Below are 12184 nucleotides of genomic sequence, written 5' to 3'. Positions count from 1 at the left end.
ATTTCTATGCTCGCAAAACGCATCATCCCCTGCCTGGACGTCACCGGCGGCCGGGTCGTCAAGGGCGTCAACTTCAACGAGTTGCGCGACGCCGGCGATCCGGTCGAAATCGCGCGCCGTTATGACGCGCAAGGCGCCGACGAAATCACCTTTCTCGACATCACCGCCTCGAGCGATGGCCGCGACCTGATCCTGCCGATCATTGAAGCCGTTGCCTCGACCGTGTTCATTCCGCTCACCGTCGGTGGCGGCGTGCGCAAGGTGGAAGACGTGCGCCGGCTGCTCAATGCCGGCGCCGACAAGGTCAGCATGAATACGTCGGCCGTCACCAACCCGCAACTGGTATTCGACTGCGCCCACAAGCACGGTTCGCAGTGCATCGTGGTGGCGATCGACGCCAAGCAGATCGCGCCGGGCCGCTGGGAAGTCTTCACGCATGGCGGGCGCAATGCGACGGGGCTGGACGCCGTCGAATGGGCGCGCAAGATGGAAAGCCTCGGCGCCGGTGAGTTACTGCTCACGTCGATGGACCGCGACGGCACCAAGTCGGGCTTCGATCTGGGCCTGACGCGCGCCGTGTCCGATGCCGTGGGCATCCCCGTGATCGCCTCGGGTGGCGTCGGCGGCCTGGAAGACCTCGCCAACGGCATCCTGCAGGGCCACGCTGACGCGGTCCTGGCGGCCAGCATTTTCCACTACGGGCAGCACACGGTCGGCGAAGCCAAGCGCTTCATGCACGAGCGCGGCATCCCGATGCGCCTGGAGTAACCCATGCCGACCAATGCCAAATGGCTCAATAAAGTGCGCTGGGACGAACACGGCCTGGTGCCCGTCATCGCGCAGGAAGCAACCAGCGGCGACGTGCTGATGTTCGCCTGGATGAACCGTGAAGCGCTTACCCGTACTGTCGAATCGGGCGAAGCCGTGTACTGGAGCCGCTCGCGCAAGAAGCTGTGGCACAAGGGCGAAGAGTCCGGCCACATCCAGAAGGTGAGCGAGATCCGCCTGGACTGCGACGAAGACGTCGTCCTGCTCAAGATCGAGCAGGTCGGCGGGATTGCCTGCCACACCGGGCGCCACTCGTGCTTCTTCCAGAAATACGACAACGGCGACTGGCACAGCGTCGAACCGGTGCTGCAGGATCCCGACACGATTTACTCAAAAGACAAGAAGACCCCATGAGCGTTACCCTGGCCCGCGTCGCGGCCGTGATCGAATCGCGCAAACCCGCCAATGGCGGCGACCCGGCCGCATCGTATGTCGCCAAGCTGTTCGCCAAGGGCGACGACGCCATCCTGAAAAAGATCGGCGAGGAAGCCACCGAACTGGTGATGGCCGCCAAGGACGCCCGCGTCGATGGCGATGCCAGCAAGGTGCTGTACGAATGCGCCGACCTGTGGTTCCACTCGCTCGTGCTGCTGGCCAAGTTCGACCTCACGCCGCAGCAGGTGCTCGACGAGCTGGCGCGGCGCGAAGGCGTCTCCGGGCTGGACGAGAAAGCCGCGCGCACCGACGCCTGAGCCTGCACGCCGGCCGGCGTGCATGGCTGGCGTGCCAACCCGCCGAACCGGTGTCATAATCAGTCCCTCGTCGTCATGGCGATGTCATGGAGCCTTGGTACGATGCCGGTGCTCGCTTGCGTGTCATGCAATGTAATCATCTGGAGACCGAATGGATAACTGCATTTTTTGCAAGATCGTTGCCAAGCAAATTCCGGCTGCCATCGTCTATGAAGACGACGACGTGCTGGCGTTCAAGGACATCAATCCGGCAGCGCCCGTGCACTTGCTGGTGATTCCGAAGGTGCACGTGGCCACGTTGTCCGATTGCACCGACGAGCATGCGGCATTGCTGGGCAAGATGCTGGCGCTGGCGCCGAAACTTGCCGAGCAAAATGGTATTGCCGTGAAGACGGCTGCCGATGGCACGCCGGGCGGCGGTTTCAAGACGCTGATCAATGCCGGTCCGGATGGCGGGCAAGAGGTGTATCACCTGCACCTGCACATGTACGGCGGTCCGCGTCCATGGCGCGGGCTGGGGCTGTAAGATGCGTCTAAGTTTGGCCTAAGTTCGATTGGGAGCAACGGGCTCCCGCATCGCATATACTCGGTGTGTATGCAGTTTGCGCAGCACTAATTTTTCAGGCGCCAGGCGCCATCAGGAGAACAATATGGGTGGATTGAGTATTTGGCACTGGGTCATCGTGCTGGTGGTCGTGATGCTGATTTTCGGCACCAAAAAGATCAGCAATATGGGTTCCGATCTGGGCAAGGCCGTCAAGGGCTTCAAGGATGGCGTCAAGGGCGACGAAGAGCGGGCTGCCGAAGCAGAAGCCGCACGTGTCCAGGCAACGCAGCAGGTGGCCGACAAGTCGACCATCGACGTGGAAGCCCGCGACAAGACCCGCCTGTAATCCGGCGTCCTCATGATTGATCTTGGACTGTCGAAAATCGCGATCATCGGCGTGGTCGCGCTGATCGTGATCGGGCCGCAAAAGCTGCCCAAGGTGGCGCGCATGGCTGGCACGCTCTATGGGCGTGCCCAGCGTTACCTGCATGACATCAAGTCCGAGGTCAGCCGTGAAATCGAACTCGACGAACTGCGCAACCTGCACAAAGAGGTGCAGGACCGCGCGCAGTCGTTCAAGAACGACGTCGAATCGGCAACGAGCGAATTCGGCTCGTCCGTGACCAGCCATGTCGATGAAGTCGAGGCATTGTGGGACGAGCGCGGCTCGGATGCGACCGCGCACGCGATCACGCCCACCGTGGCCGACATCGACCGCAAGGCCAAGGACTTCCGCCGCAAGAAGCTGGTGCGCACCTCGAGCGTGCCGGCCTGGTACAAGAACCGCCATGGCACCAAGCGCCATGTGATGTCGGGCGCGGCCCGCGTGCGCAAGTACCGTCCCGGTGCCGGCGCGAACTCCACTTCCTCTTTTTTCTGATCGCCTAGCTGATGACTGACCAAGCCGCCGGCGAAGATACCTTCATCTCGCACCTTGTCGAGCTGCGTGACCGCCTGGTCAAGGCCTCGATCGGCATTGCGATCGTGTGCGCCGCGCTGATGGCGTGGCCTGGCCCGTCCCAGATCTACGACCTGATTGCCGCGCCAATGATTGCGTCGCTGCCGCCCGGTTCGACCATGATCGCCACCGGCGTGATTTCGCCGTTCCTCGTCCCGATGAAGGTCACGCTGCTGCTGTCCTTCATCCTGGCGCTGCCGTGGGTGTTCTACCAGGCCTGGGCCTTCATCGCGCCGGGCCTGTACGCGCATGAAAAACGCCTGGTGATGCCGCTCGTGATTTCGTCGTCGCTGCTGTTCATCGGCGGCGTGGCGTTCTGTTACTTCTTCGTGTTCGGGCGCGTGTTCCACTTCATCAGCGCGTTTGCGCCGACGTCGATCGCCGTCACACCGGATATTGAAAACTACCTCGATTTCGTGATGTCGATGTGCCTGGCGTTTGGCGCCTCGTTCGAAGTGCCGGTGGTTGTCGTGATCCTGGTGCGCATGGGCATCGTGCCGATCGAGAAGCTGCGCGAAGTGCGCTCGTACGTGATCGTCGGCGCATTCGTCATCTCGGCGATCGTCACGCCGCCGGACGTGGTCAGCCAGCTGGCGCTGGCCATTCCAATGTGCCTGCTCTACGAGCTGGGCCTGATGGTTGCACCCATGTTCGCCCGCGCCACGCGCGCGCCGGAAGAAACCGCGTAACCGAAGCCCGCAGCCGGGCTTCGTCACCGCACCCCAACCCACGTCGTTCCCGCGCAGGCGGGAACCCAAGTCAGCAGGCATGCCCTGCGGCGTGAGCCAAAGCCGGCACGACGCGACGAACTGGGGTTCCCGCCTTCGCGGGAACGACGTACGGGGGCTATCACATAATTCCCGTGTCCCAGCCGTCGTCCAATCCACGCCGTTCCCGCCTTCGCGGAAACGACGTACCGGACGCTACTGCACCATTACTGCATCAACTCCGAAATCATCTTGACCGGCGCATTGCCGTAGCTCAGGAACTGGTCGTGGAACGCCTTCAGGTTGAAACGCTCGCCCAGTTGCGCCTTGCGACGCTCGCGCAGTTCCATGATCTGCTCGTAGCCGCTGTAGTAGCTGGTCAGCTGGACCGACGTCAGCGTGGCGCGGCGCCACTTTTCATCGGCTTCTTGGCGTGTCTGGAAGGCCTGGCGCGTCAGCAGGTCGATCGCCTGCGCCTGGTTCATGCCGTTCACGTGCACGCTGTAGTCGAGGATCGTGTTGGTTACGCTGCGCAGGTTCCACTTCGAGTACATCAGCCACATCTCGGGCGCGTTGTCGCCATAACCCGATTCGAGCATCATGCGCTCGCCGTAGACCGCCCAGCCCTCGACCATCGCGCCATTGCCAAACAGGGACTTGATCAGCGACGGTGAACGGTTCGCGTGCACCAGCTGCGCGTAGTGGCCCGGAATCGCTTCGTGGATGTTCAGGATCTGCAGGATCCATTCGTTGTACTCGCGCAGGCTGCTTTCGGCCTGGGCATCCGTCAGGCTGTCCATCGGCGTGACGTTGTAGTACGTCTTGTCCTTCGAGCGGTACGGTCCGGGCGCATCGATGCTCGCGCCGGCCACGCCGCGCTGGTACATCGGCGTCTCGCGCACTTCGAGCGGCTTGCTCGGGTCGAGCGTCAGCAGGTCATGCTTGATGACCCAGTCCTGCAGCAGCGGGATCTGGCGCCGGATCTCGGTGAAGAAGTCCTCGCGCTTGACGTGGCGGGCGGACAGCTTGTCGATCATCATGCCGATCTTCTGGAAGCGCTCCGCTGGCTTGGTCACGCCGGCCATGTAGCGCGGCCACAGCTCGTCCGAGATCTTGTCCATGTGCGTGAGCAGCTCTTCGCGCGTGGCCAGCGCCTTGCGGTAGGTCTGCTCGGCGCTGCTCGACGACTGGATGTCGAGCGCGAACTTCTGCTCGTACAGCGCCTTGCCGATGCGGAACGGCCGCGCCTGGCCATTGGCGGCCTGGCGCTTCTCCATGTCGGTCAAGAAGTCGACGTAGCCCAGCACCGCCGTGCCGGCGTTGGCGATGCGCTGCGCGAAGATGGTCTTTTCCTGCGTGGTCAGGATCGATTCCTGGGCCGCCTTGCCCAGGTCGGCCAGCACCGCCAGCGTGCCCGGCGCCTGGCTGATCGCCAGCTGGGTGTGCTCGCGGGTCGGCGTCTTGATCGATGCCTGTGCAGCCGCGTAATAGGCTGGCACGTCGGTCAGGCGCTTGAGGATCGTGCGCAGGCGCTGCGGCTTGGCTGCGTACTCGGTATTCAGGATCAGGTCGAGCGGCGCGGCGATGTTGTAGGCCGACGGGTTCCACTCGAACTCGCGCCAGGTGGTCAATGCCCAGCGGTCCTTTTCCAGCTTGTTGAGCAGCAGGACCAGGTCGGTGCGGTAGCGCGGCGAGAGCTGCTTCGGATCGAGCTTGCCGAATTTTTCCAGCCACTCATTGGCAAAGGCCAGCTTGCTGGCGCGGGTCGCGGGATCGGGCAGCGTCAGGTTCGCGGCCTGGTCGAACTTGCCGACATAGATGCCGCCTTCCGGGTCGACGCGCCACAGCGCGGTCAGGTATTGCATGCTCAGCGTGGCCATGCGGCGATCCAGGCGGCCTTCGCTGGCCTTCGCCGGCGCGGCGCTGTCACTGGCGCTGGCGCTCTTGCTGGCGGCAGCGGCAGTCGCGCCAATGGCGGCGGCGCCGACGACGGCCTTCTTGGCCTTGGTCGACTTCTTGACGACCTTGGTCGATTTGGCCTTGCTCTTGGCTGGCTTGGCAGCGGCGGCGCTGGCCGGCGCCAGTGCGAAGCAGGCCAGCACGGCTGCCAGCGCGATTTTCGTTTTTATCATCGTATTCGGCCCTGTAACAAGTGTGAATTCGTGATCCGCAACGGCGCGAATCGCGTGCAGGTTAGCACCAAACCCGCCGTTTGCGGACGGATGAAACATTCCGACACGAACGGGACAAAGTGCAATATTACTGTTCTATCAAGGCAGCGCTACCTGCCCAGTCCCGTGCGCAGCATGTCGAGCATGTCCGCTGGCGACATCCGCGCGGCCATCTCGGTGCCTTCCAGCAGGCTGTCGGCCAGGTCGCGCTTGTGGCGATGCAGGTCGACGATGCCTTCTTCGATCGTGCCGCGCGCGACCAGCCGGTAGATCGTCACCGGGCGCTGCTGCCCCATGCGATGCGCGCGGTCCGAGGCCTGGTCTTCCACCGCCGGGTTCCACCACGGGTCCATGTGGATCACGTAGTCGGCCGCCGTCAGGTTGATGCCCACGCCGCCCGCCTTCAGGCTGATCAGGAACATGTCGCCATCGCCCGCCTGGAACGCGTCGACCCGCTTCTTGCGCTCCTGCATCGGCGTGGACCCGTCGAGGTACTGGTAGCGCACGCCCTGCGCGTCGAGATATTGGCGGATCAGGCTCAGGTGATCGACGAACTGGCTGAACACCAGCACCTTGTGGCGGTTCTCGATCAGGTCGGCCGTGAGCCGCGCGAACGCGGCCAGCTTGCTGCTGATGATGCCGGCGCCGGGTGCGACCAGCTCGGGATTGCAGCAGGCGCGGCGCAGCCGCATCATCTCGGCCAGGATCTCGATCGACTTCTGGCCTTCGGGCGCTTCCAGTGCGGCCAGCTTGTCGAGTGCCTGGCGCCGCAGCGATTCGTACAGCGCGCTTTCCTCGGCGCTCAGTTCGACCGGGATCACGATCTCGGTGCGCGGCGGCAGTTCGGCCAGCACCTGCGCCTTGGTGCGGCGCAGGATGAACGGCGCGGTCAGGCGCCGCAGGCGCGCGCGGGCGGCGACTTCGGCGCGCCGGTCCTTCACTTTCTCGGACTGGGCTTTTTCAATGGGGCCGGCAAAGCGCAGCTGGAACTGCTCGGCGCTGCCCAATAAACCCGGATTGATGAAGCGGAACAGGTTCCACAACTCGCCCAGATGATTTTCGAGCGGCGTGCCGGTGGCCGCCATCCGGAAGTCGCCCTGCAGCGCCATCACGGCCTGCGAACGCTTGGTGTGCATGTTCTTGATCGCCTGTGCCTCGTCCAGCACGATGCTGTGCCAGCGGCGGCCCTTGAAGCGCGCCGCCTCCTGCTGCAGCAGGCCGTAGCTGACGATGACGACGTCGAACGGTCCGGCGTCGTCCACGGTCGCCGCGCGCTCGCCCGGCCCGAACAGTTTCAGGTTCAGCGTCGGCGCAAAGCGCGCCGCTTCGTCGATCCAGTTCAGGCACACGGTCGTCGGCGCGACCACCAGCGCCGGGCCGTCCTTGGCGCGCGTGAGCAGCAGCGCCAGCGCCTGCAGCGTTTTACCCAGGCCCATATCGTCGGCCAGGCAAGCGCCCACGCCCCAGTGGGCCAGGCGCGCCAGCCACTCGAAGCCGTCGAGCTGATAGTCCCGTAGCTCGGCCTGCAGCGTCGACGGCAGCGTGGGCGTGAAGGCGGCGCTGTCGGCCATGCGCTTCAGGTGCGCCTGCCAGGCCTTGTCCCCGTCGACGCTGCCGGCATCATGTGCCAATTCGCCCAGCGCGAAGCTGGCCAGCGCGTGGGTGCGGATACCGTCGCCATGCAGTTCGCCATACGCGCCCAGTTCCATCAGGCGCCGGTGCAGTTCGTCGGACAGCGCCAGGTAATCGTTCTCGCCCAGCGCGACAAAGCGGCTGCCGCTCTCGCGCAGCTTTTCCAGCAGCGTGCGCAGGCTCATCACGCGGCCTTCGTCGATGACGATGTCGCCGCTGGCGGCAAACCAGTCGCGCTCGCGCCGGATCTGGACCCGCACCGATTTCGAGGTCGCTTTTTTCGTGACGCGGAACGATTCGCCCTCGGGCCAGGCCACGACGATCGAGGCCGGATCCAGTCCCCTGAGCTCCTCGACCAGTTCGAGTGCCAGCACCGGCTGCCCGAGCAGCCATTCGCCGTGTTCCTGCTCGCCCTGTTCGAGCACGAGGCAGGCGCCGACGAGTTGACGTTCGGCCTCGCGCTCCGCGTTCATGTCACGCTGCGCTTCGGTGCGGATACCGTCGACATCGGCGATCACGCTGGCCGCGCCTTCGCCGGGGCCGTAGTAGGCGCCGGCGGGCAGGGGGCGCACCAGCAACTGCATGCGCAAACCTTGCTGGTAGGGCCGCAGGTGAATGTGCATGCGCGCGTCGGCCGGCACGGTCTCGATGTCGGCGCTGCTCGCGCCGATGTCCGACTGCACGGTGACGCTGGATGCCACCGCGCCGATGGCGCGCAGCACGCGCCGCTCGGCCGACAGCGGCACGTCCAGCCCGGCGCCGACGATGGCGGCGATGCGGCGGTGTTCGTCGTTGATGCGCACCAGGCGCAGGCGCGTGGGCGTCTCGAGCGTGATGACCACGTCGCCGTCTTCGTTGTCGATCGGCGGGTGCAGCGCAATGGACACCTTGTCGCCCTGTTTTTTCACCAGCAGTTCCGGCTCGCCCGGCAGCAGCTCGACGCGCGTGCCGGGGGAGGCCATCCAGAACAGCAGCGGGTGGCCGACCAGCGCCGCCAGCGCCTTGTGCACTTCGAGTTCGAAGCGGATGCCACTGCCGGCGTAGTAACGGCGCCCGGCAATCGCATTGATCGCCTGCAGGTCCTGCGCCGTGAGGAACTCGAGCTGCGCGCCTTCTTCGGCCAGGCGTTTCAGGCCCAGCGCGCGCCCACGGCTCCACGCACCTTGCGCATCGCGCTTCTGCTCGCGCGGTTCGATTTCCTGCACGCCCAGATGCGGGTCATGGCGGATCAGCCAGACCAGGCGCGACTCCTTGACCTGCTCCACCGTGAGGGCGGGTTGCAGGTTGATCAGCGCATTGAGCTGGCGCTCCCACGGCTCTTCGCGCGTGAACCAGAGCGCCATGTCGGGCAAGCGGTGGCGCTGGCGCAGCTCGCCCGCGCGCGTCTCGTGAATCAGATAACCCGCCTGGCCCATCTGTGCCAGCACGCCCGCCAGCTGCGCCGACCACAGGTCGAACCCGGCCAGCTCGGATTGGGCCAGCATGTCTTCCAGGCGCGCACGCTGGCTGTTCAATGCGGGCAGTGCCAGCCAATAGTGGATCAGCGCGCGGAACACGGTCGGCTCCAGCGACAGTTCCCAGCTGCGGGTGGCGAACAGGCTTGCATCGACAGTGCCGCGCCGGATTTCGTGCAGCATGCCGAGCTGGAACCAGACCGCATTGTCGGGCCGCTGCACGGCGCGCGTTTCGATCTCGAGCCAGGCATCGGCCAGCTTGCGGTGCGCCGGCTCGCTGCTGCGCAGCAGGGCTGCCACGGCGATATGCGCGCAGTGGCCGCCAAAGGTGGCCTTGCGCTTGCCGGTCTCGCGCCGCAGCTGCTTGAGGGCTGCTTCGACGCCCGCCAGGCCGCCGTCGACATCGTCGCGCAGCAGCTGGACGACGCTGCGCAGGAACAGGCCCGGTGAATCGGTCATCTCGGCGACCAGTTCAAGCGCATCGTCCAGACGCCCGCACAGGATGTAGTGTTCGCCGAGCGCCCGGCGCAGCAGGCTTTCCGGGCTGCTGCGCGTGATGTAGCCCTCGGCGCAGGCGCGCACCGCCGGGGCCAGCGCGGGCTCGCTGCGCACATGTATCACCAGGATGTGCAGCACGGTCTCGCGCAGGCGCGGGTGGATGCGCTCGATCAGCGCCGGCGTGAACGGGCGCGCGCAGACGTCGACCAGCGGGTGCAGGTAGCTCGCCTCATGACAGGCCAGACAGGCGTCGAGCAGCGGCGTGACGACGTCGATGTCTTGCCGCGTCAGCAGCGCGATGCGCAGCAGGGCCAGGCCCTGGCGATAACTGCGCAGCATCAGGTGGCCCTGCCAGTCGCGGCGTACGGTCGATACCGCGCCATACGCACCGGCCACGACGTCGAACAGGCCGCTGTCGAGGGCAAAGTCGAGCACGGGCCAGCTGGCCGCCGGGGCCAGCCCCAACCCGCGTTCGTTGGCGTCGACCAGCAAGCCTTCGGCCTTCAGGCGCGCCAGTTCGTCGGCCCATTGCGCGGCCGGCAACGGGGCATTCAGCGCCCGCATGTGCTCGAGGATGCGCTGGCGGCCCATCGGCTCGCCGGCGATCGCCAGCAGCGTCAGGATCGCGTGTTCTTCGGCGCTGCAGGCCGCCAGCTGCGCCCGGATGTCGCCTGGCAGTGGGCCACCCTTCATGCGGCGAGATTCTCGATCTCGATGGCGGGCAGGTCGGCCGGCACGGCAATGCCGAACACGCGCAGGTAGAAATACAGCTCGGCTTCGAGCGTGCGCACCACGCTGTCGGCCTTGCGGAAGCCATGGCCTTCGCCTTCGAGCGTCAGGTAGGCCACCGGCAGCTTTTGCGCGCGCAGCGCGTCGACCATGCTTTCGGACTGCTGCGGCGGCACGACCTTGTCGTCCAGGCCCTGGAAGAAGATCATCGGGCTGCGCAACTTGTCGCTGTGGTGGATCGGCGAGCGTTCGCGGTACACGGCCTGGGCGCGCTCGGGCGGCGCGGTCAGGTAGGCGTTGTAGCGCGACTCGAACTTGTGCGAATCCGCATCCAGCCCGGCCAGGTCGGACACGCCGTAATAGCTGGCGCCGGCCTTGAACACGTCGTGGAAGGCCAGTGCCGACAGCACCGTCAGGCCGCCGGCGCTGCTGCCGCGAATCAGCAGGCGCTCGGGATCGACCGCCCCGATGGCCGCCAGGTGGCGCGCGCCGGCCACGCAATCCTCGACATCGACCACGCCCCACTGGTGCTGGAGCAGGTTCCGGTAATCGCGCCCGAAGCCCGTGCTGCCGCCGTAGTTCACGTCCAGCACCGCGAAACCGCGGCTGGTCCAGTATTGGGTGGAGAGCTTCAGCGTGCTGGTGGCCATGCTGGTCGGGCCGCCATGGCCGATCACGATCAGCGGTGGCAGCTCGTCCGGCAGTGGTGCGTAATCCGGATTGGCTGGCGCGTAGTAGAAGGCATGCGCAGTGCGGCCGTTGGCGCTTGGATAGCTGATTGCCAGCGGGACGGCCAGGTACGACGTGGCCGGCAGTTGCGGAATCGAGTGCGCCAGCACCTCGAGCGGCGCGCCAGCCAGGTCGATGCGCGCCAGTTCGGGCGCGATGGTCGGCGCGCCGCCCAGCAGCGTCACGATGTCGCCGCTGATTTTGACGTCGCGGATGTCTTCATACGGCGTTTCCAGCGGCGTCAGGCTGCCGTCGTGGGTAGAGACGATGCCCAGGTGGCTCACGCCCATTTCGATATACGCACAGACGATCTGTTCTTCGGAACGGAAAGCGTACTGCGACCCGCCGAAGTTCCACTGCGGGACGCCGAATTCGGCCGCGCGTTCGCACAGGGCGTCGACAGCGTCAGCGGCGTAACGGTACAGGTTCCACCAGCCGCTGCGATCGGACACGAAGTGCAGCACGCCGCCCGGTGACCATTCAGGCTGGCAGATCGCTTCATCCACCCCGCCGGCGATCAGGCGCCGGTTGACGATCGCGCCGTCGGCGGCCACGTCGCCCAGCCACAGTGCGGTGCCTTCCCACGGCATGTGCGGCAGCTCCCAGCACAGCCAGGCCAGCTGGCGGCCATCGGGCGACAGGCGCGGCGCGGCATAGAAGTCGCTGCCTTCGACCAGCACGGTCTCGGCGCCGTCAAAGCCCACCGCGCACAGCGTGTTGACGGGGTAGGTCGCGCCCAGCGAATGGTCTTCGCGCACCGCCACCAGGCGACGTCGCCCGGCGTCGAGCACGAAGTCGGCAAAGCGATGCCCGGTGTCAGCCGCCGTGACGGCGACCGGCTGGCCATTTCCCTCGACCCGGTACAGGCGGTTGTCCGCATGGTGCGAAAACCAGGCTACGCCGCCACTGAGCAGGTAGGCGCCGCCACCGTATTCATGCACGCGGCTGCGCACATTGAACGGCGCCGGCGTCAGCTCGCGCGTGCCGTCGGCGTCGTGCACCATCAGCGTCATGCGCCCGCCTTCGCTGGTGCGCCCCTCGAGCCAGCCGATGGCGGCGCCGTCGGGCATCGGCTGCGCCAGCGGCACGGCGCCGGCAGCAACGACGGCAGCAGTGATCGGGGAAGTCCAGGCGCCGCATGGCGTGGCTTGTTTGCTGGTGGCAACGGTCATAGAGGGGCTTTTTCGAAGGGTGGACGAGCATTATAGTGCGCCCCCAAGAATGCGATAATAGGCGTCT

The 12184-nt window shown here is 65.8% G+C and carries 10 protein-coding genes; 7 read left to right on the top strand and 3 right to left on the bottom strand.

All coding sequences use genetic code 11. The annotated features are described in order from the left end of the window. Window positions 1-6 precede the first annotated feature (6 nt). The 7 genes from hisF to tatC all read left to right on the top strand — a co-directional run bounded on the left by hisF (window position 7) and on the right by tatC (window position 3714). On the top strand, window positions 7-768 hold the full coding sequence (hisF, locus tag AC56LN_RS08445; protein ID WP_482896635.1) for an imidazole glycerol phosphate synthase subunit HisF: 762 nt from the start codon (window positions 7-9) through the stop codon (window positions 766-768). Between the two features lie 3 nt (window positions 769-771). Beyond that, the gene (hisI, locus tag AC56LN_RS08440; RefSeq protein ID WP_482896634.1) at window positions 772-1182 is read left to right on the top strand and encodes a phosphoribosyl-AMP cyclohydrolase; all 411 of its coding nucleotides are present in this window, start codon (window positions 772-774) and stop codon (window positions 1180-1182) included. After that, the gene (locus AC56LN_RS08435; RefSeq protein WP_183555131.1) at window positions 1179-1520 is read left to right on the top strand and encodes a phosphoribosyl-ATP diphosphatase; all 342 of its coding nucleotides are present in this window, start codon (window positions 1179-1181) and stop codon (window positions 1518-1520) included. The genes hisI and AC56LN_RS08435 overlap by 4 nt, the downstream gene beginning before the upstream one ends. A 151-nt stretch (window positions 1521-1671) precedes the next feature. Next, the gene (locus tag AC56LN_RS08430) at window positions 1672-2046 is read left to right on the top strand and encodes a histidine triad nucleotide-binding protein (protein ID WP_482896633.1); all 375 of its coding nucleotides are present in this window, start codon (window positions 1672-1674) and stop codon (window positions 2044-2046) included. Window positions 2047-2170: 124 nt separating this feature from the next. Continuing rightward, complete coding sequence (gene tatA / locus AC56LN_RS08425; RefSeq protein ID WP_183555135.1) at window positions 2171-2413, top strand: Sec-independent protein translocase subunit TatA; 243 nt, start codon at window positions 2171-2173, stop codon at window positions 2411-2413. Window positions 2414-2425: 12 nt separating this feature from the next. After that, window positions 2426-2947, top strand: coding sequence for a Sec-independent protein translocase protein TatB (tatB, locus tag AC56LN_RS08420; RefSeq protein ID WP_482896632.1), 522 nt, complete (start codon window positions 2426-2428; stop codon window positions 2945-2947). A gap of 11 nt (window positions 2948-2958) precedes the next feature. Continuing rightward, window positions 2959-3714 (top strand): twin-arginine translocase subunit TatC, encoded by a 756-nt coding sequence (gene tatC, locus AC56LN_RS08415; RefSeq protein ID WP_482896631.1) that lies wholly within the window; start codon window positions 2959-2961, stop codon window positions 3712-3714. Between the two features lie 245 nt (window positions 3715-3959). On the opposite strand, the gene AC56LN_RS08410 is transcribed toward tatC, so the two are convergent. From AC56LN_RS08410 to AC56LN_RS08400, 3 genes are all read right to left on the bottom strand, one after another. Then, window positions 3960-5864 carry a DUF885 domain-containing protein gene (locus AC56LN_RS08410; RefSeq protein WP_499570915.1) on the bottom strand — a complete coding sequence of 635 codons (1905 nt, stop codon included), beginning with the start codon at window positions 5862-5864 and terminating at the stop codon, window positions 3960-3962. A gap of 149 nt (window positions 5865-6013) precedes the next feature. Next, window positions 6014-10180, bottom strand: coding sequence for an SNF2-related protein (locus AC56LN_RS08405; RefSeq protein ID WP_499570913.1), 4167 nt, complete (start codon window positions 10178-10180; stop codon window positions 6014-6016). Continuing rightward, the gene (locus tag AC56LN_RS08400; RefSeq protein WP_499570910.1) at window positions 10177-12117 is read right to left on the bottom strand and encodes a dipeptidyl-peptidase 5; all 1941 of its coding nucleotides are present in this window, start codon (window positions 12115-12117) and stop codon (window positions 10177-10179) included. Before AC56LN_RS08400 ends, AC56LN_RS08405 begins: the two co-directional genes overlap by 4 nt. Window positions 12118-12184: the final 67 nt, after the last annotated feature.

Source organism: Telluria sp. ZT3P26 (genome assembly GCF_059686035.1).
The sequence above is the reverse complement of the archived record's forward strand: the minus strand, read 5'-3'. Positions and strand labels throughout refer to the sequence as shown.